This is a genomic window from Marinobacter maritimus (assembly GCF_007671675.1).
In the GTDB taxonomy this organism is placed as follows: domain Bacteria; phylum Pseudomonadota; class Gammaproteobacteria; order Pseudomonadales; family Oleiphilaceae; genus Marinobacter; species Marinobacter maritimus.
Genome location: NZ_VCGW01000001.1, coordinates 622826 through 642205 on the forward strand (window position 1 = coordinate 622826; position 19380 = coordinate 642205).

Sequence of the window (19380 nt, forward strand, 5' to 3'; positions counted from 1 at the left end):
GTTGTTAAAACTCTGTTTCCGACAGCGCCATAATGGCGTCGTCTCCGGATCGCATCGCGCTCAGGTGCGCAGAGCAGCGCGGCAGGATGTGATCGATGAAAAAGTTTGTGGTGGCCAGTTTGTTGGCTGCGAATGAGTTCTGGTCAGCCTGCGCGTTCGCGGCTGCAGTAGCGGCTTTCAGCATCAGCCAGCCTGCAGCCACGGTAGAGCTCAGCATCAGATAGTCGAAGGCTACAGCGCCAGTAAACTGGTCGTCATCGCCGCGCTCCAGGATCATTCTGGTGGCATCTTCAAGGAAGGCTACCGCTTGGTCAAATCTGGCCTGGCGCTCAGCTGTGAGCACCGAACTGCTTTGTAGTGGCCCAGTGAGCGGCCGCATATCATCAATCAGCTCGGCCATCGCCTGGCCCCTGTCACGAACGGTTTTCCGGCCGATCAAGTCAAGGGCCTGAATGCCATTGGTGCCTTCGTATATAGGTAGAATGCGGGCGTCACGATAGTGCTGTGCAGCGCCTGTTTCTTCAATAAAGCCCATGCCGCCGTAACATTGAATGCCCAGAGAAGTGACTTCCTGTGCGATTTCTGTGCACCAGCCTTTAACCAGCGGTGTCAGCAGGTCGGCTCTGCGCTTGTAGCGGTTCTTGATGTCGTCTGGAAGGTTATCCGCTTTGGCGTAATCAACGGCCACACAGCCGGTATAGGCGAGCCCGCGGGCTGCCTCGGTCAAGGTTTTCATGATCATCAGCATGCGGCGCACGTCCGGGTGCCTGATGATTGGGGAAACACCCTGTTCGCCGGGAGCAGTGCCTTGAATTCGCTCGAAGGTGTAGTCCCGTGCCTGTTGATAAGCGCGCTCAGAAATGGACACACCTTGCAGGCCAACGGTCAGCCGTGCGTTGTTCATCATGGTGAACATGCAGGCCAGGCCGCGATTCTCTTCGCCCACCAGATAACCGATGGCGCCTTCATTATCGCCAAAACTCATGACGCAGGTGGGGCTGGCGTGGATGCCGAGCTTGTGTTCCAGCGAGACCGCTTGGCAGTCATTTCTTTCCCCGGGTTCTCCGGAACCTTTCGGCAAATACTTGGGTACAGCAAACAGCGATATGCCTTTGACGCCGGGAGGAGCATCGGGCACGCGAGCGAGTACAAGATGGATGATGTTCTCCGCCATGTCGTGCTCACCCCAGGTGATGAAAATCTTTTGACCTTTTATCCGGTAGGCGTCGCCATCCGGACGGGCTTGGGTGCGAATGCCTGACAAATCGGAACCGGACTGTGGTTCGGTCAGGTTCATGGTTCCGGTCCACTGCCCGGAAATCATTTTCGGCAGCAACTGCTCTTTCAGCATCTCGCTGGCGTTCTCGGAAAGTGCCTCTACGGCGCCTTGAGACAACAAAGGACAGAGCCCCCAGGCCATGTTGGCGGCATGCCACATTTCCTGAACCGGGATGGCCAGCGAGAAAGGCAGACCCTGACCACCGAACTCGGGGTCAAACTGCAAACTGGCCCAACCGCTCTCAGCGTATTGCTGGTAAGCCTCTCTGAAGCCTGCCGGGGTGACCACCTCGTGGTCGGTACCCAGACGCACACCGGTTTGATCACCGATGACGTTGGTTGGGGCGATGACGGAACCGGCAAAGCGTGCGGCTTCTTCAAGAATGGCTGCAACGACGTCTTCGGAGGCATCTTCGTAGCCACAGGCATTCGCCATGTCTGAAAATCCGGCAACCTGCTGCAGGGTAAACGCCATCTCACGGGTGGGTGCTCTGAACCCTGTCATGGTTTGCTCCCTTAGGCCATGTATTGGCCGCCGTTAACCGACATGTTAGTGCCGGTCACGAAGCTGGCTTCATCAGCTGTCAGGTAAGCTACGGCTCTGGCGATGTCTTCAGGCTTGCCAAGGTGGCCAACCGGGATACCCGCAACAATGTTGTCCAGTACTTTTTCAGGTACCTGACGAACCATTGGGGTGTCGATGTATCCAGGGGACACCGAGTTGGCGGTTACGCCTTTACGGGCACCTTCCTGAGCAATGGATTTGGTGAAACCATAGATACCGGCTTTCGTCGCCGCATAGTTGCACTGGCCAAACTGACCTTTCTCGCCGTTCAGGGACGAAATGTTCACGATACGGCCAAAACCGCGCTCGCACATGTTTTCGAACACTTGCTGGCACATGTTGAACATGGATGTCAGATTGACGTTGATAACCTGGTTCCATTGTTCTGGCTGCATTCTCTTCAGCGGTGCGTCGTTGGTAATGCCGGCGTTGTTAACGAGAATGTCGATAGGGCCCAGATCGTCTTCAACGGCAGCAACAAAGGCTTTGCAGCCGTCAAAGTTGGTTACGTCCAGCGGGTAAACGGCTGCTTCAATGCCTTCTTGCTGCAGGCTGGCTTGCCAGTCGTTGGCTTGCGCTTCTTCACCTGGCAGGTGGGTGCCTACTACTTTACGGCCCTGAGCGGCCAGCGCCTTACACATGGCGGTACCCAGACCACCGGTTGCTCCGGTCACAACTGCGATGCGATTCGTCATGGTCTTCTCCTTTCTATTTGCGGGTTGTTTACTTCAAGAGTTTCTTGATATTGGAAGACTGGGAAATGATTCCCTGTGAGGTGTACTGGTTACTTCTTTGAACAATTTTCGGAAGCTCGTACAGGTAGTTAACCATTAGCCCTGCGGATTGTTTGAGCCCCTTTTCAGAGGTGTCAGCCATCCAGTTAAGTCGGGCGACCTGGGCACCGTTGCTCAGATGGAAGTGCCCTACCGGATCGTTCGCACGGGACGTACCTGATTTGGAGGAACATAAGTAGGTGGTAGCGAGCTTCATGATGGCGTCTTGCTGCGCGCCGGTTTTGTCTTCCTGAATGGCCTGCACCGGGTTGCGCGGAGGGGGTGTGCTGAGCCATTGCTCTCCACCGGGCAACAGGACAAGTTCGTTCGCCGGGGTTTTCTCCAGCCAGCGGCGGAAGCCAGGAACCGGCGAAAGTGTGGCGAACTGTTTAAGCTGGGGGAATTCGCCTTGCAGTTTGCTGACCACCTGCTTGATCAGAAAGTTGCCAAAACTGATGCCGGCCAGGCCCTTCTGAGCGTTCGATATCGAATAGAAAATTGCCGTGTCAGCTTTGTCGATATCTTGAGTGGGAGCATGTTCGTCCAGAAGTTTCTGGACGTTATCGGCCAGGCCGTTCACCAGAGCCACTTCAACGAAGATCAGAGGCTCGTCGGGCATGTTCGGATGAATGAAGGCGAAACAGCGGCGATCGAAATCGAGTCGGTTCTTCAGATCACTCCAACTCTTGATGGCGTGCACGGCTTCATAGGCAATCAGCTTTTCAAGCATGGCACCACTGGAGTTCCAGCTTATTTCTTCCAGTTGCAGTAAGCCAACATCAAACCAGGTAGCCAAAAGGTCCCGGAGGTCGGTTTCCAGAGGTTTCAGTTCCGGATATTCTTTGCAGAGCCTGAGCAGTTCCTCCCGCATATCAACCAGGAATTTTACGCCAGAAGGTACTCCGTTGAATTGCTTTAACAGGGCGGTCCGGCTGGGTATCAGCGCTTTGCGTAAAGCCTGAGCGGCTTCGGTTTTCTCGTTGGCCTTAGCGTTATGCCATTTGTCGATAGCGCTTTCTACCGTGCCTTCGTGAACGCCATAGTATTCGGCCAGCAGCCCCAAAAAACGGGTTCTTCCGGTAACGGATAGCTTTAGATAGGCGCGCCCAAGGAGGGCCGCTCGCTTGCGGGCTTCTACCTGGCCACCATTCTCGGCGAGACAGTCGTCTATCCATTCTTTGACGATAGCGACATCAGGCTCCGGGAGGTCTTCCGCAATGTTCAATATGTCTGAACCACGACGGCCTACGGATTCCAGTCCACCTGAGACCAGCTTCTTAAAGGCTCTTTCAAAAATGCTTACGGGTTGCCTCTGCATGACCGCGACTCCCTATGTACAAAGCGGTGTTGTCTTTGTTGATGAGAGCAGGCTACCAGAGCAATTTGAAAAAACCAAGTAAAAGTACTTGGTTCGACGGATATAAACCAGTAGTGTAGCGGCTGTATGGATCAACAAAAGGAAAATACAATGCAAGAACTACATGGTTACTACCTGGAAGATCTGGAAGTCGGGATGGAGGCGTTCTACGCCAAGACGATCACAGATGCGGATGTTGTTTTGTTTGCTGGCATCAGTGGCGATGACAATCCGGTACACATTAATGCCGAGTATGCGAAAACAACGCCGTTTAAAGAGCGGATCGTTCACGGCATGTTCAGTGCAGCGCTGATTTCTGCGGTTTTGGGTACACGGTTGCCTGGCCCAGGTGCGATCTACATTGACCAGCAGATCAAGTTCAAAGCGCCGGTTCATATCGGTGACACAGTTGTTGCATCTGCCAAGGTCATTGAGATCAGCCAGGAACGCCGCCGAGTAAAACTCGAAACCATCTGTAAAGTGGGTGATACGGTTGTTGCGGAAGGCGTGGCCACCAACATGGTTGACCGCCGCCCGGCATAAGTTTGGAGACTGATATGTTGATGGATCGAGAGAATTGCATCCTTGCCGTGATTGATGTGCAGGCCCGATTGTTGGGCGGTGTGCACGAAAACGAGAAGCTGGTGAACAACTGCGACTGGCTGGTTCGCCTGGCCGGCCTGATGAACGTGCCGGTGATGGGGTCTGAGCAGTACCCGGATGGTCTGGGCCATACGGAAGAGGGTTTACGCGAACTGGTGGGGCCGGCCAATATTTACGGCAAAACCTTCTTTGCGTGCATAGACGACCCGGGTTTTGATAAAGCATTTCAGGCACACGGCCGCAAACAGGTTGTCCTGTGTGGTATGGAATCTCAAGCTTGCGTGATGCAATCGACGATCAGGCTGCTGGAGAGAGGGTTGGAGGTTTTTGTGGCAGCGGATGCCATTTCTGCACGCAACTCTTACGACACTGAAGTAGCGCTACGCCGGATGGAACAGGCCGGGGCCAGAATTGTCACGAAAGAAATGGTCGGGTTTGAATGGCTGCGACGTTCTGATGCGGCTCAATTCAAGGCCTTCAGCAAAGAGTTTCTGCGCTAGTAAGTCGCGGGGCCCCGGTACCTTATGGTCAAGGGCCCCGGAGACCGTCAGAATAGGGTTCGACCAGGCAACCCGAGTTCCGAGAATCTCATACTCATGAAAAACCGCACTCCGGAAGAAGGGCTTACGGCCCTGACCGACGACGCCGAACGCAACCGCCTGCTGGCGGAAATGGCAGAACAATCCACCGACATGATCTCCCGGCATACACCGGAAGACTGGCGATTTATCTATGTATCCCCTGCGGTGACGCACCTGTTGGGTTATACCGTTGAAGAGGTTGTCGGTATTTCCGCCTATGATCTTTATCATCCCGATGATGTAGAAGATTTTCGGTTGCGGGCGCCGACGGTGAATTATGATCGAGGTCTGTATACCCATACATACCGCTTTCGCTGCAAGGATGGTCATTACACCTGGCTGGAAAGTACCAGCCGGACCATTCGTGACCCGAAAACCAACGGTATTCGGGAGATCCTCGTAGTTTCTCGGGATGCTTCTCACAGGATCAAGGCGGATAAGGCAAACCGCCGGCTGGCACGAGTACTGGAAAGCACCCAGGATCTGGTTATCTTCGCGAACCTGGACTTTACCGTTTCTCATCTGAACGAAGCTGCTCGAACTGCTCTTGAGCTGGAACGTACAGATTACAGCGCATCCCCCCTTTCCTGGTTTGTGACGGAAAAAGGTTTCAGAAAATTGATGGATGAGGGCTTCCCCGCAGCGGGGGAGACGGGGAGTTGGCGTGGAGAGCTGGCCATGCGAAGTCTCAATGCCGTTCGCATACCGGTCATGCTTGAACTACTGGCTCACCGATCCTTGCAGGGGGGTATTGAATACTACTCGCTGGTAGCCCATGACCTCACAGAGAAAAAAGTCGCAGAAGAACAGCTCAAGCAGTATCAAGCCGATATTGATCACGCCAGTCGTCTGGTCACGATGGGCGAATTGGCGTCTAGCCTGGCCCATGAGTTGAATCAGCCCTTAGCCGCAATGGTGAACTACCTCAGGGGTATTGAGCGGCGTTTTGCGGATAAAGCCATGCTCTCCTGGAGCGATGTCGAACTGCCCATTAGTCGTAGTATCCGAACGGCTTTGAGGGCAGGTGGGATAATCCACCGGATGATGGACTTCACCCGAAAGCAGGAGCCGGTGATCACCAGCCTCAATTTACCGGAATTGATCCGTGAGATGGTCGATTTCTGCGAGAGCATGGCGGAGCGGAACAATGTGCGCATAGCGTTTGAGCCGCCCTCCGACTTGCCCCCGGTCAGAGGAGATAAGATTCAGTTGGAGCAGGTGTTGTTGAATCTTATTGTGAACGCCATAGAGGCGAGCGCCTCATCAGAAGATGAAGATGTTACTACCGTGGACATTCGTGTCGAGTCATACGGAAGCAGTCAACTGCAAGTTGAGGTGGAAGATCAGGGGCAGGGTATTTCGGAAGCGGATATGTCTCGTCTTTTCGATCGTTTTTTTTCAACCAAGGACACCGGGCTTGGAATGGGGCTGGCCATCAGTCGTTCATTGGTAGAGAATCTTGGAGGTGAGCTCTGGGCAGAAAACATCCCTGCAGGCGGGGCTCGCTTTTCATTTACTCTAAATACGACTGACTGATCACTCATGACCTCTCAAAACGATGCACAGACAGTTTTTGTCATTGATGACGACACGGACGTAAGAGACTCCTTGAAGTGGCTGCTTGAGTCTGTCGGCCTGAATGTTCAAACCTACGAGAATGCATTGGCGTTTTTCGAGGGTTTCGATACGGGCTCCAGCGGCTGCATCGTGATGGACGTGAGGATGCCGGGGCTCAGCGGGATTAACGCGCAGAAAAAACTGTCAGACTACAATATTGAGCTGCCGGTGATCATGATTTCGGCCCACGGTAATGTGGATATGGCCGTGACAGCCCTGACTCAAGGCGCCATAACGTTTATCGAAAAGCCGTTTGACGACCAGTTACTGATTGACCACGTCCATGATGCCCTGGAGAAAGACCGGGCTAGATTTGTTCAGCGTCGTTCACAGTCTCGTATTCGGGATCGCTACGACAGCTTGACGCGAAGAGAACGTCAGGTCCTGGAGCTGATCGTTAAGGGGCTCTCGAATCAGGAAGCCGCCGATGAGCTTGGTATCAACAGGAAAACGGTTGAAGGGCACCGGGCGCACATGACCGCAAAAATGAAAGTGGATTCGTTTGCAGAGCTGGTGCAGGTGGCCATAGCGCTGGGATTGGTACAGGGCATTGCGAAGCCATAAGTCCAGCTGCTTAAGGGGGGTACAGCCGGGTCGCCCTTTAATCTGACGAATGGTGCAAGGCCGTAACTTACCGCTTGTTGGCCGTTTCGAGGCGAGAGAGGTTGCGCCGGGCAGCGTCTGCTAACGTCGTTGGCTTCTGGGTGTTATTGTCAATGCAAACAATCACTGATTCAGCGGTTGCACAACACACCCCATTTTGAAAGATGCCTTGATGTAGCTGTATGGAGCTGTTACCAACGCGTGTGACAGCTGATCCAATATCGACAGTCCCCGGCCAGTGAATTTCCGCGCGCAGCTGAAGGTTGATGTTGACGATTACGAAGGATGTGTCGGAAGAGGCAAGTGGGGCTTCCGAGTCGTATATCAGTTCAACCCGGCCCGTTTCAAGAAACGTTGAAAATACCGCATTGTTCACATGACCCTGTCGATCTGTGTCCGCGTAGCGCAATTTGTCATAGGTACGAATCGGAAACTGTTCCAGAGTCCAGTCTTTGGTGGCGCCCTCTGCCATTTCTAATCACCTCTTTGATTGGCTAACGGGACAGGAGCATTGCTCAAGGCAGTGAGTATGTCAAATTCCCGTTCCGAACGATCCTGCCTGACCTGGCCTGATACCAACTCAGGCTGATCCAGAGAGTTCTTTCTGTGATGCTTTAGAAACTGCGGTTTTCCCCTGGCCGCACAGGTCGTTAGAGCCCCTTTCTTTCCCTTTTGCACTTCGCAGTTCAGTTCAGGTAACGGTGTAATATCGTTGCTCGTGGCTTTGGTTAGGTGGATTCCCTCTTTACATGAGTAAAAATAATTGATTAAGTTTTAAAAAACCAAGTAATAGTACTCGATTTTGGTCTATGCTGTTTTTTTCAAATAACAAAAGTAAGAGGCTCAACCTATGACATCTGAGCACGCGTCAAGAGCGACGCTTACCAGCAGCCACTGGGGAACCTATCGGGTTCATACCAAGAACGGACGTGTTACCGAGCTAGAGCGATTTGAGAGGGATGAAGATCCGTCCCCGATTGGTCAAGGTATCGTTGACGTACTTGACGGGCCAACGCGTATCAAAAAACCTATGGTTCGCCGCGGATGGCTGGAAAACGGGCCGGGACATGCGGAGGGCGGTCGGGGAACCGAAGAGTTTGTTGAGGTTTCCTGGCCCAGAGTGATCAAGTTGGTGGTGGACGAGTTAAATCGTGTGCGCGGCTGTTACGGTAATCAGGCCATTTATGGCGGCTCTTATGGCTGGTCCAGTGCCGGGCGTTTTCACCACGCCCAGAGTCAGTTGAAAAGATTCCTCAACTCGATTGGCGGTTACACCTATTCACTGAACACCTACAGCTATGCGGCGGCGGAAGTCACTTTGCCTTACGTGCTCGGCGACTTTTATTCCATGGTGAACGGCGCAACCAGCTGGGACGTTATTAAAGAAAATACAGGCCTGTTCGTGGCCTTTGGCGGGGCGCCGGTCAGGAACGGCCAGGTTACTAATGGTGGTGTTGGCCGCCATGTGCAGAGGCAGGGCATGCTGGAGGCCGCTGCTAATGGCATGCAGGTTGTTAACGTTAGCCCCCTGCGCTCCGATGTGCTGGAAGAGATGGATGCAGACTGGCTCGCGATTTACCCGGGCAGTGATGTAGCGCTTCTGCTTGGCATCGCCCACACCCTTCACGACGAAAAACTCGCAGATGCAGAGTTTCTTTCGACCTATACGGTGGGCTACGAGCGTTTTCGGCAGTATTTTTTGGGCGAGACTGATGGCGTCGTGAAAGACTGCGCCTGGGCCGAGAGAAAAACAGGCATGGCTGCTGCCCGCATTCGTAATCTGGCGCGGAATATGGCTCGCCAGCGCACGATGATTTCCGTGAGCTGGTCTCTGACTCGTCAGGATAATGGCGAGCAACCCTACTGGGCTGCCATTGCGGTTGCGTCGATGCTGGGGCAGCTGGGTTTACCTGGCGGTGGTATAGGGTTTGGATACAGTGCCATGAACGCTATTGGTGCCAACTATCAGGGCATTCCCGGGGCCGCTCTGCCTCAGGGCAAGAACCCGGTAAAAAGTTTCATTCCCGTTGCCAGGATTACTGATCTGCTGCTGAACTCCGGTAAGCAATTCGAATACAACGGAATGACCGGAACCTACCCTGATATCAAGTTGGTTTATTGGGCGGGGGGAAACCCTTTTCATCACCATCAGGATCTCGTTCGTATGAGGGCGGCCTGGCAGAAACCGGATACGGTGATTGTTCATGAGTGGTGCTGGAATGCTCAGGCTAAACACGCTGACATTGTGCTGCCCGCGGCGACCTTTTTGGAGCGTAACGATATCGCTTCATCCAGCCGGGATCCCTTCCTCATCTACATGCAAAAAGCTGCCGAGCCGGCGGGTCAGAGCCTGTCCGACTATGAGATTTTCAGCAAGTTGGCGGAGGAACTTGGTGCACGGGAAGCGTTCACTGAGGGTCGTGATGAAAACCAGTGGCTTAAAGTATTTTACGACGAAACCCGGGAAAAGGCCGGTGATAGCGGCATTGACCTGCCAAACTTTGAGGACTTCAAGGCAAAGGGCTGGTTCGAAAACTCGATGCCGAAAGAACCCCAGATTCTGATGAAAGCCTTCCGCGAGGACCCTGCAGGCAATGCTCTTCGAACGCCCAGCGGGAAAATAGAGATTTTCTCTGAGACGGTCGCGGGCTTTGGCTATGAAGAATGTCCGGGCTTTCCGTTCTGGAATGACCCTAAGGAATGGCTGGGGCAGGAAAACCCTGGATACCCCATGCACCTGATTTCCAATCAGCCGAAAAACAAGCTGCACTCCCAGTTGGACCATGGATCCCATAGCCGAAAATCGAAGATCAACGGGCGGGAGCCGGTGGTTATTCATCCAGAGGACGCGAAGGCCCGGAACATCAAAGACAACAGTCTGGTTCGCCTTTTTAACGGACGAGGTGCCTGTCTGTGTTCAGCTGTGGTGAGCGACGAAGTGCGGCCTGGAGTATTGCAGTTGAGCACGGGCGCTTGGTTTGACCCGCCCCCACCAGGTGTTTCAGGTGTGTCCTGCCGGCACGGTAACCCGAATGTTCTGACTCGGGACGAAGGAACATCACGCCTGGCTCAAGGGCCAAGTGCGTTGTCATGTCTCGTCGAAATTGAACGTTACAGTGGAGAGATTATCGCTTCGGACGCCTTCTCGCCCCCTGTAATCAGCAATGAAGGCTAAGGGGCGATTTATGTCCTGCGTCTCCGCGACGTAAGCCGCGGTAAAGCGATATGAGCGCTATGCTGATAGCACTTAAAAGTAAATCAAGTACAACTACTCATAAAACCAAGTAAAAACCATTGATTAAGTAACTTCTAAGACCTAGTATTGGGCTGGGGGTAATTCTTCCCTTCATATTTTTAAATTCAGTTGGATGGAGAATAAGAACAATGTCCTTGAAAAAAAGACCAACAGGCGGAGAGCAGCCGTCGGCGTTGGGGGCGTTAAATTTACGCGTACCCTTCGTGCACTATAAAGTAGAAATCCCGGATATTTTACAGGGTGCAATTCTGTGCGTTGTCCCTTTGAGCATCACGGCGCTTATGACTTCTGTGCTGGGGATTCCGTTCGAGATTGCGGTTGCATTTGTACTACTGAACAACATGCTTTACCTGGTGCACACGCACTTTGGTGACCCAACCGTTGCCGGCTGGATCACCGCAGGTATTCCCCTGTATATCGCGTTTTTGATGGGCTACCCCGAGAGGGAAGCCCGAATACTGGCGCTCATCGCATTGCAGTTAACCGTTGCTGTGATTTTCTTGGGGTTGGGGGTCTTCAAAGGTGCCGACGCTTTGGTGCGCAAGATGCCTATGTCACTCAAGGCGGGCATTCTTATCGGCGCAGGTATTTCTGCGGTGATGGGTGAGTTCGCTGCCGACGGCCGTGTTTGGACCATGCCGGTCACCATTCTGACCGGAGCGGTTCTCGGCTTCTTCATGCTGTTTTCTGAAACGGCGGGCCCGTTGCGAGCGCGCTACGGTTTCTTCCGCTTTGTGGCTCAGTACGGCATCGCCGTGCCGTTCCTGATCGCTTATGTGTTTGGCCTGCTTATTGGTGAGGTTGAGATGCCGGTCATTGAGTGGGGGTTCACTTCCATTCCGTTGGGCACCATCATCCAGGAATACAGTGTGATCGGGCTGGGTATGCCACCACTGCAATACTTCATTGATGCTATCCCGCTGGCTCTGGCAGCCTACATTATTGCTTTTGGCGATATTCTGGTTATGGATTCGCTGTTCAAAAATGCCGACAGTGCACGTAAGGACGAGAAGCTGGTTTTTAGCCCGCGTCGTAACAGCATCATTGTGGGTATTCGCAATACACTTCATGGCCTGTTTGCACCATTTATCAGTTTATCCGGGCCCGCATGGACGGGTGGCCAGGCTTTGGTCATCAACCGATATATGAACAACCCGCGCTCTGTCATGGACAGCTACTGGGGTGGTGCAACCAGTATTTACTGGGGGATGACCATCGCAATCGTGTTGGTGCCCGTGGTTACCCTGTTCAAGCCCGGCCTCAATATCGGAATGGCATTGACTTTGTTGATTCAGGGTTACTTGTGTGGCTATTTGGCTATCGAAATGCTGGATCGCCAGACCAACCTTGAGCGCGGTGTTGCAGTCATTGTTGGCTCTGTTCTCGCGGTTAAAGGAGCGGCTTGGGGGCTTGGTATTGGCTTGGTCCTGTGGCTCTTCCTGGAGAAGAACTGGTTTGCAGAAGCCTATGTGGCAACGCACCATAACGATGATGAGCCAGCGGCTGACTCTGAAGCAGTAGCTGAGCGAAGTTAACGCCGGCAGAGCTTGTCTGAGAGAACAACAAGAGGTTAAACCCAATGGAAAATATGTTTGAGCTTGGGCTCGATAAGGTAGAGGCGAACTATACGCCTTTGACACCAATCACCTTTATTCAGCGGACAGCCCTGGCGCACCCAACGCGCACAGCGGTTATCCACGGTAGCATCCGTCGCAATTGGGCTGAAACCTATGAGCGCTGTCTGAAAATGGCATCCGCTCTGCGAAAACTCGGTGTTCGTAAAGGGGACACGGTTGCAGCGCTGTTGCCGAACATCCCTGAAATGCTGGAGTTGCATTTTGCGGTTCCGATGATCGGCGCCGTCTTGAATGCTCAGAACACCCGGCTTGATTCAAACACCATGACGTTCATGCTTAATCACGGTAGAGCCAAGGTATTTTTTACCGATAAAGAATACAGCGACCGTTCCCGTGCTGCCCTTATCGGTTGTGACGCCAGGCCGATTGTCATTGACGTTGATGATCCCAACTTCGACGGCGGTGAGCTGATTGGCAAGATGACGTATGACACTTTGTTGGCAACCGGCGATGACGACTTTCAATGGGATATGCCAGACGATGAGTGGCAGGCCATTGCCCTGAATTACACATCAGGTACAACTGGCAACCCTAAAGGCGTTGTGTACCACCACCGCGGTGCCAATCTGAATGCCATGAGTAACATTATTGGCTTCGGCCTGCCATCAGGGGCAGTTTATCTGTGGACGTTACCGATGTTCCATTGCAACGGCTGGTGCTACCCCTGGGCGGTCACGGCTGTGGCGGGGACGCATGTGTGCCTGCGCTCGCCACAACCGAGGGATATCTATGAAGCCCTGGCAGAGTATGGCGTGACGCACTTCTGTGCCGCACCGGTTGTGATGAACATGATGATTAATGCGCCTGATGAGCATAAGAAGCCATTCAGCCAGCATGTTACGGCGGCAACTGGTGGTGCGGCGCCCCCAGCTGCCACGATTGAAGCGATGGAAGCTATGGGTGTTGAGGTGGTTCACCTATACGGTTTGACGGAAACCTATGGTCCAAGCCTGATTTGTGAATTCCAGGACGAATGGACGTCCATGGATGCCAAAAACAAAGCCGCCAAGATGGCTCGTCAGGGAATCCTTTCATTGTCCATGACGGACATGATGGTGGCCGACCCTGTAACGTCTGAGCCCGTACCTAAAAACGGCATGACGATTGGTGAGCTGTTTGTCCGTGGTAACTCTGTGATGAAGGGGTACCTCAATAACCCGGAAGAAACCGCTAAAGCGTTTAGTGGTGGATGGTTCCGTACCGGCGACTTGGGCGTGTGGCATAGCGATGGTTATGTGGAAATAAAAGACCGCTCTAAAGACATCATCATTTCCGGTGGAGAGAACATTTCGACCCTCGAAGTTGAAAGTACACTCTACGATCATCCTGCGGTACTGGAAACCGCTGTCGTGGCAGCGCCTGATGATCACTGGGGCGAAGTTCCCTGTGCATTCATTACGCTTAAACCCGGCAATGATGGCCTGACGGAAGCCGATATTGTGGCGCATTGCAGAGCAAACCTTGCGGGCTTCAAGGTACCCAGAAAAATCCTTTTTGTGGATGATTTACCGAAGACATCGACCGGAAAATTGCAAAAGCATATGTTGAGGAATCAACTGACCTTATAAAACGTGCGCTGGTTTTAGTGCTATGACGACATTCCCCTGGCCAGTGCCGGGGGTTTTTCGTAGCGCCAGTATAAATTATATATGGGAAGAGAGATCGGAACCCGGACACTTCCGGAGATCATGATAGGTGGGTTACGCACATTGACGAGCGGAATGTTGTTGATCATAAGTAGGCAATGATATCTCATGATGTGTTTATGAAGGCTTGATCGGCTTGATGGCTATATCTCATGAAGATTTTACCTTGCCGGCGCTCGTCGCCATGAGTAACCACAATCGACGTTTTTGATGAGGTGATGCATTGGTTAACAAAATATTTCTGCTGGCTTTACTGGCGAGTATCTGGTTGTTTTCAGGGTGTTATTCCGGAAGCGATTCCGGCAGTTCGGGCGAGACCTCCAGCGCACAGAAAAAAACTGCCAGTGATATTTCCCTTGTTCTGAAACCTGCGCAGCTGGATTGGGTTGGCCAGAAAATATTTCAGAACGAATGTGCGGGACAGTTTCAGTGTCTTGTCCACTGGAACGATGGTGAAGCGTTCCCGTCTCTGGGCATTGGCCATTTTATCTGGTATCCGGAAGGCGTAAACGAACGATTTACAGAAAGCTTTCCTGCGCTGATTGAATACATGAAGCAGCGTCAGATGAATATCCCCCTGTGGTTAAGGGAGCTGGAGCCATTTGATTCTCCTTGGCCAGACAAGTCAGCTTTCGAGACGGTTGAAAATTCTGTCAGAGTCGCCGAGCTTCGCGAGTTTTTAGCGGGGACCCAGGGAATTCAGGCGGAGTTTATTGTTCGACGCGCGCAATCCTCACTTGCCGAGATTGTCGAATCTGTACCGGAAAATCGCAGGGCACAAATGAAAACCGATCTTCAGGCCCTGGGTTCTTCTCCTGGAGGAGTTTACGCCTTGTTAGACTACGTAAATTTCAAGGGGGAGGGCCTTTCAGATTCAGAACGCTATAACGGGGAGGGCTGGGGACTCCGGCAAGTACTTCTGGCCATGGAGCAAAACCCCGAGGTGTCCGCTTTGGACCGGTTCCGGGATGCGGCCGCAAGGGTCCTCACCAGAAGGGCCGAAAATGCCGTGAATCCGATCGAAAAAAACCGTTGGCTGAAAGGTTGGCTCAAGCGCCTGGAAACTTATAAGCAACCGGCTGGTGAATTCAGTTCCGTAAAAAATAGCTGATGAAAATTAGTTGTTTTTCTGAACCTTGTCTATCTTGTAGTGACATGTAACTGTGCTGCTTTATCTGTGGTGTGTTGCGTTGCAATACATACAAAATTTTGGCGTGGGCTCATGGTTTCAGGTAAACAACTAAAAATCGTTCGGAGAAACAACAATGAAAAGAATGATATCGGCAGCCATTGGCATCGCGTTTGTTGCGGGTGCACTCTCGACCACAAGCGTTCACGCGGCCACAACTCTGGAAAGCGTGAAAGCAAAAGGCCACCTGCAGTGTGGTGTGACCAGTGGTCTCCCCGGGTTCTCGCAGCCAGATGAAAAAGGCAGCTGGACGGGTATTGATGTGGACACCTGTCGGGCAGTAGCCGCAGCTGTCTTCGGAGACGCCAAAGCGGTTGAGTTTACACCCCTGACCGCCAAGGAGCGTTTTACCGCGCTGCAGTCAGGCGAAATTGACGTTCTGTCCAGAAACACGACCTGGACGCTCACACGCGATGTTTCCCTTGGGCTTAACTTCGCTGGCGTAAATTATTACGACGGGCAAGGGTTTCTGGTTAACAATGACATTGGCGTAGACGATGCAGAGCAGCTCGACGGCGCCACCGTGTGCATCCAGTCAGGCACGACGTCCGAACTGAACCTCGCGGATTATTTCCGGGCCAAGGGCATGGAATTCAAGCCGATCGTGTTTGATACATCTGAGCAGACTGTCCAGGGTTTTGCTGCGGGTCGCTGTGATGTGCTGACGTCCGATCGTTCCCAGCTCGCGGCTTTGCGCTCCAAGCTTGCCGATCCCAGCTCCGCGAAGATTCTGCCCAATACGATTTCAAAGGAGCCCCTCGGCCCTGTTGTTCGTCAAGGTGATGATCAGTGGTTCAACATCGTCAAATGGGTGTTGTTTGCCCAGATCAACGCTGAGGAACTGGGAATTACCATGGATAACGCAGGCGAGATGCTGAAGTCGGATAACCCGAACGTCCAGCGCTTGTTGGGAACGGATGGCGACATGGGCGCTAAGCTGGGGCTGCCGGATGATTTCGGTCTTGCCATTGTGAAGCAGGTTGGCAACTACGGCGAAATGTACGACCGCAACGTGGGACCTGATACGGCGCTTGGTCTAGAGCGAGGGATCAACGCCCTCTGGACAAACGGCGGTATCCTCTACGCGCCGCCAGTACGCTGATATCTGAAAAGCTATGCCGGGGCGCCCAAATGGGTCCCGGTGTTTACTCTGAAGCTGTTTAATGCAGGGAAGCTTTTCAGGACAAGGCATGAAAAAACAATCGATTGATTCCAAATCCGCCAGGCCTAAACCCTGGTACGACCCCCGCGTCCGAGCGCTGTTTTTCCAGGTTATTACACTGGCTGTCGTGTTCTGGGCGGGCTGGGTTCTGATTGACAATACTCTCTCGAATATGGAAAGCCGTGGCATCAGCACCGGTTTCGGATTCCTTGATGAGACTGCGGGCTTCGGCATCATCATGCACCTGGTGCCTTTTGACGCAACCATGTCTTACGGACGCACATTCTGGGTGGGTTTGACCAATACTCTCTTGGTGTCGGCCATGGGTGTCGTTGCTGCGACCATCATTGGGTTCCTGGTTGGCGTTGCACGCCTGTCGAGTAACTGGCTGGTGGCGAAAATCGCGCTGGTCTATATCGAAGTCATTCGCAATATCCCGCTTTTGCTGCAAATATTTTTTTGGTACTTCGCTGTGCTCGCCAGCCTGCCAGCGCCACGACAGAGTGTGGAGATTGGCGGTGCATTCTTCCTGAATAACCGGGGACTGTATTTGCCCGGGCCGGTAACCCAGGACGGCTTTGGGTTGGTTTGGGGAGCAGTTCTGGTGGCCATTGCGGCGGTTTTCGGTCTGCGGAACTGGGCCAAAAAACGTCAGAAAGCGAGCGGCCAGATCTTTCCGACAGTCAAGGTGAGCATCGCGGTTTTGGTCCTTTTACCGCTCGTCGCGTTCCTTATGGCGGGCCAACCTCTGGAATGGGACTTGCCTGCATTGAAAGGGTTCAATTTTGGAGGGGGCATTTCGCTGATCCCTGAGTTGGCCGCCCTGTGGGTTGCGCTCTCGCTTTACACAGCGAGCTTTATTGCGGAAATCGTTCGCTCGGGCATTCTGGCGGTTAGCAAGGGGCAAACAGAGGCATCCAAGGCCCTTGGCCTGCCAAATGGCCTGACTCTGAGGCTGATTGTTATCCCCCAGGCGATGCGGGTAATTATTCCTCCGCTCACCAGCCAGTACCTGAACCTCGTCAAAAATTCCTCACTGGCGACAGCTATCGGTTACCCGGATCTGGTTTCTGTATTTATGGGCACCACCCTGAATCAGACGGGCCAGGCGGTGGAGGTTGTTGCCATTACGATGGGTGTATACCTGACGATCAGTCTACTGATTTCACTGCTCATGAACGTGTATAACCGAGCTGCGGAGATCAAGGAGCGATGATGACTGAATCGACGATTAAACCACCCAAAAAGAACCTTGGGCCGGTCAAGTGGATGCGTACGCACCTGTTTTCCAGCTGGTACAACACCTTGCTGACCCTGGTAGTTGGCTACCTGCTGGTCACCAGTGTTGGGCCTTTGGTGAGTTGGGTGTTTCTGGACGCCACCTTCCAGGGCTCCGGCCCGGGGGATTGTGTGGGGGAGGGCGCTTGCTGGCTGTTTGTAAATCAACGCCTGAATTTCTTTATCTATGGTTTCTACCCCGACGAGCTCCAATGGCGGGTCGATATCATGTTTGCACTGTTGGCTCTCGCGTTCGTGCCTCAATTTATAGAGGGGTTCCCCGGTCGTAAATGGCTAGGAATTTTCGGTATGACCGGCTTGCCGATAATCGGCTACGTGCTGATCCCGGGAGGCATTCTGGGGCTGGAAGAGGTGGAAAGCTCAAAGTGGGGCGGCCTCATGCTCACACTCATCCTGGCCTATATCGGAATCCTGGCCTCCCTGCCTATCGGGATTCTGCTTGCCATCGGGCGCCGATCGGACATGCCTATTATTCGCGGCCTCTGCGTGGTGTTCATCGAAGTCTGGCGGGCCGTACCGCTGATTACGGTGTTGTTCATGGCCTCAGTAATGCTGCCATTGTTTCTTCCGGAGGGGATAAGCTTCGAGAAGCTCGTACGGGCATTGATCGGCATTACTTTATGGCAGTCGGCTTACATGGCAGAGGTAATAAGGGGCGGGCTTCAGGCTATCCCTAGAGGGCAGTATGAGGCGGCTGGCGCCTTGGGCCTTGGCTATTGGCGCAAGATGGGGTTGGTTATTCTGCCCCAGGCATTGAAGCTGGTTATTCCCGGGATCGTGAATACCTTCATATCGCTGTTCAAGGACACCACCCTGGTGCTGATTATTGGCCTGTTCGATATTCTCGGCGCGGTTCAGTCAACGATTGCAGACCCGGCCTGGCAAAACGTCGCGATAGAGGGCTATGTCTTCGTGGCCTTCTGTTTCTGGGTGTTCTGTTTCGGGATTTCCCGCTACAGCCAGAACCTCGAACGCAAACTCGATACCGGCCACAAAACCTGATGGTAAAACTATGACACAACAATTCGAATCTGCAGAAACTCAGGCTGAAAAAAAGCCGGGCATTATCCGTGTGGAAGGTATGCACAAGTGGTACGGCGACTTTCACGTGCTCAAAGACCTCAACCTGGCTGTTGATCAGGGCGAGCGAATCGTAATCTGTGGCCCATCCGGCTCAGGGAAATCGACGTTTATCCGGTGCATCAATCGCCTTGAAGAGCATCAACAGGGTAAGATCATTGTAGATGACGTTGAGCTTACCGATGATGTCCGTCACATAGACAGCGTGCGCCGGGAAGTGGGCATGGTGTTTCAACACTTTAATCTGTTTCCTCACCTCACCGTGCTTGAAAACTGCTGTCTTTCGCCGATATGGGTGCGCAAGCTGCCTCGTCGGGAAGCTGAAGCAGCTGCCATGGAGTACCTTGAGCGGGTAAAGATACCGGATCAGGCTACCAAGTATCCCGGGCAGCTATCAGGTGGCCAGCAACAGCGTGTGGCCATTGCCAGGGCTTTATGTATGAAGCCCAAAATCATGTTGTTTGATGAGCCCACGTCGGCGCTCGACCCGGAGATGATCAAAGAAGTTCTCGACGTTATGATCGAGCTCGCCGGTAGCGGCATGACCATGATCTGTGTGACCCATGAAATGGGTTTTGCCAAAACGGTTGCGGACCGCGTGATCTTCATGGACGCCGGCGAGATTGTCGAAGAGGCTCCGCCTACGGAATTTTTCAGCAACCCCAAAGAACCTCGCACCCAAAAGTTTCTGCAACAGATTCTGCAGCATTAACGAACAGGAACTTGGGCGAGAT

General features: G+C 53.2%; 16 protein-coding genes. 12 read left to right on the forward strand and 4 right to left on the reverse strand.

The window, feature by feature from the left end:
- Window positions 1-4: 4 nt before the first annotated feature.
- Genes FFI90_RS02865 through FFI90_RS02875 form a run of 3 tightly spaced genes read right to left on the reverse strand, consistent with a single transcriptional unit; the run spans window position 5 to window position 3934 of the window.
- Complete coding sequence (locus FFI90_RS02865) at window positions 5-1783, reverse strand: acyl-CoA dehydrogenase family protein (RefSeq protein ID WP_144776347.1); 1779 nt, start codon at window positions 1781-1783, stop codon at window positions 5-7.
- A gap of 11 nt (window positions 1784-1794) precedes the next feature.
- Window positions 1795-2538: an acetoacetyl-CoA reductase gene (gene phbB / locus FFI90_RS02870; RefSeq protein WP_144776349.1), complete on the reverse strand. Its 744-nt coding sequence runs from the start codon at window positions 2536-2538 to the stop codon at window positions 1795-1797.
- Between the two features lie 28 nt (window positions 2539-2566).
- Entirely contained in the window at window positions 2567-3934 is a 1368-nt protein-coding gene (locus tag FFI90_RS02875; RefSeq protein ID WP_144776351.1) for a malonyl-CoA decarboxylase, read from the reverse strand.
- 150 nt (window positions 3935-4084) lie between these two features.
- Between FFI90_RS02875 and FFI90_RS02880 the strand changes: the two genes are divergently transcribed.
- The 4 genes from FFI90_RS02880 to FFI90_RS02895 all read left to right on the forward strand — a co-directional run bounded on the left by FFI90_RS02880 (window position 4085) and on the right by FFI90_RS02895 (window position 7338).
- On the forward strand, window positions 4085-4516 hold the full coding sequence (locus tag FFI90_RS02880; RefSeq protein ID WP_144776353.1) for a MaoC family dehydratase: 432 nt from the start codon (window positions 4085-4087) through the stop codon (window positions 4514-4516).
- A gap of 14 nt (window positions 4517-4530) precedes the next feature.
- Window positions 4531-5076, forward strand: a complete 546-nt coding sequence (locus FFI90_RS02885) for an isochorismatase family protein (protein WP_144776355.1) — start codon at window positions 4531-4533, stop codon at window positions 5074-5076.
- A gap of 96 nt (window positions 5077-5172) precedes the next feature.
- Complete coding sequence (locus FFI90_RS02890) at window positions 5173-6693, forward strand: PAS domain-containing sensor histidine kinase (RefSeq protein ID WP_186317899.1); 1521 nt, start codon at window positions 5173-5175, stop codon at window positions 6691-6693.
- A 6-nt stretch (window positions 6694-6699) separates the two neighbouring features.
- Entirely contained in the window at window positions 6700-7338 is a 639-nt protein-coding gene (locus tag FFI90_RS02895) for a response regulator transcription factor (protein ID WP_144776357.1), read from the forward strand.
- A gap of 67 nt (window positions 7339-7405) precedes the next feature.
- Here FFI90_RS02895 and FFI90_RS02900 read toward each other — a convergent pair whose 3' ends face one another.
- Window positions 7406-7849 carry an acyl-CoA thioesterase gene (locus FFI90_RS02900; protein ID WP_144776359.1) on the reverse strand — a complete coding sequence of 148 codons (444 nt, stop codon included), beginning with the start codon at window positions 7847-7849 and terminating at the stop codon, window positions 7406-7408.
- 378 nt (window positions 7850-8227) lie between these two features.
- On the opposite strand from FFI90_RS02900, the gene FFI90_RS02905 reads away from it, so the two are divergent.
- From FFI90_RS02905 to FFI90_RS02940, 8 genes are all read left to right on the forward strand, one after another.
- Window positions 8228-10552, forward strand: a complete 2325-nt coding sequence (locus FFI90_RS02905) for a molybdopterin-dependent oxidoreductase (protein WP_144776361.1) — start codon at window positions 8228-8230, stop codon at window positions 10550-10552.
- Window positions 10553-10761: 209 nt separating this feature from the next.
- A complete protein-coding gene (locus FFI90_RS02910) occupies window positions 10762-12168 on the forward strand; it encodes a hypothetical protein (protein WP_144776363.1) in 1407 nt (468 codons plus the stop codon).
- Window positions 12169-12212: 44 nt separating this feature from the next.
- Entirely contained in the window at window positions 12213-13838 is a 1626-nt protein-coding gene (locus FFI90_RS02915; RefSeq protein WP_144776365.1) for an AMP-binding protein, read from the forward strand.
- Between the two features lie 301 nt (window positions 13839-14139).
- Window positions 14140-15027: a hypothetical protein gene (locus FFI90_RS02920; protein WP_144776367.1), complete on the forward strand. Its 888-nt coding sequence runs from the start codon at window positions 14140-14142 to the stop codon at window positions 15025-15027.
- 154 nt (window positions 15028-15181) lie between these two features.
- Window positions 15182-16207 (forward strand): amino acid ABC transporter substrate-binding protein, encoded by a 1026-nt coding sequence (locus FFI90_RS02925; protein WP_144776369.1) that lies wholly within the window; start codon window positions 15182-15184, stop codon window positions 16205-16207.
- An 88-nt stretch (window positions 16208-16295) separates the two neighbouring features.
- A complete protein-coding gene (locus tag FFI90_RS02930) occupies window positions 16296-17483 on the forward strand; it encodes an amino acid ABC transporter permease (protein WP_144776371.1) in 1188 nt (395 codons plus the stop codon).
- A complete protein-coding gene (locus tag FFI90_RS02935) occupies window positions 17483-18568 on the forward strand; it encodes an amino acid ABC transporter permease (protein ID WP_144776373.1) in 1086 nt (361 codons plus the stop codon). Before FFI90_RS02930 ends, FFI90_RS02935 begins: the two co-directional genes overlap by 1 nt.
- A 10-nt stretch (window positions 18569-18578) precedes the next feature.
- The gene (locus tag FFI90_RS02940) at window positions 18579-19358 is read left to right on the forward strand and encodes an amino acid ABC transporter ATP-binding protein (protein WP_186317900.1); all 780 of its coding nucleotides are present in this window, start codon (window positions 18579-18581) and stop codon (window positions 19356-19358) included.
- Window positions 19359-19380 lie beyond the last annotated feature (22 nt).

Bases quoted from the DNA above. Each gene is read 5' to 3' on its own strand.
- FFI90_RS02865 (WP_144776347.1), bottom strand. From the start codon at position 1,783: ATGACAGGGTTCAGAGCACCCACCCGTGAGATGGCGTTTACCCTGCAG.
- FFI90_RS02875 (WP_144776351.1), bottom strand. From the start codon at position 3,934: ATGCAGAGGCAACCCGTAAGCATTTTTGAAAGAGCCTTTAAGAAGCTG.
- FFI90_RS02915 (WP_144776365.1), top strand. From the start codon at position 12,213: ATGGAAAATATGTTTGAGCTTGGGCTCGATAAGGTAGAGGCGAACTAT.
- FFI90_RS02880 (WP_144776353.1), top strand. From the start codon at position 4,085: ATGCAAGAACTACATGGTTACTACCTGGAAGATCTGGAAGTCGGGATG.
- FFI90_RS02925 (WP_144776369.1), top strand. From the start codon at position 15,182: ATGAAAAGAATGATATCGGCAGCCATTGGCATCGCGTTTGTTGCGGGT.
- phbB (WP_144776349.1), bottom strand. From the start codon at position 2,538: ATGACGAATCGCATCGCAGTTGTGACCGGAGCAACCGGTGGTCTGGGT.
- FFI90_RS02895 (WP_144776357.1), top strand. From the start codon at position 6,700: ATGACCTCTCAAAACGATGCACAGACAGTTTTTGTCATTGATGACGAC.
- FFI90_RS02935 (WP_144776373.1), top strand. From the start codon at position 17,483: ATGACTGAATCGACGATTAAACCACCCAAAAAGAACCTTGGGCCGGTC.
- FFI90_RS02885 (WP_144776355.1), top strand. From the start codon at position 4,531: ATGTTGATGGATCGAGAGAATTGCATCCTTGCCGTGATTGATGTGCAG.
- FFI90_RS02905 (WP_144776361.1), top strand. From the start codon at position 8,228: ATGACATCTGAGCACGCGTCAAGAGCGACGCTTACCAGCAGCCACTGG.
- FFI90_RS02900 (WP_144776359.1), bottom strand. From the start codon at position 7,849: ATGGCAGAGGGCGCCACCAAAGACTGGACTCTGGAACAGTTTCCGATT.
- FFI90_RS02940 (WP_186317900.1), top strand. From the start codon at position 18,579: ATGACACAACAATTCGAATCTGCAGAAACTCAGGCTGAAAAAAAGCCG.
- FFI90_RS02890 (WP_186317899.1), top strand. From the start codon at position 5,173: ATGAAAAACCGCACTCCGGAAGAAGGGCTTACGGCCCTGACCGACGAC.
- FFI90_RS02910 (WP_144776363.1), top strand. From the start codon at position 10,762: ATGTCCTTGAAAAAAAGACCAACAGGCGGAGAGCAGCCGTCGGCGTTG.
- FFI90_RS02930 (WP_144776371.1), top strand. From the start codon at position 16,296: ATGAAAAAACAATCGATTGATTCCAAATCCGCCAGGCCTAAACCCTGG.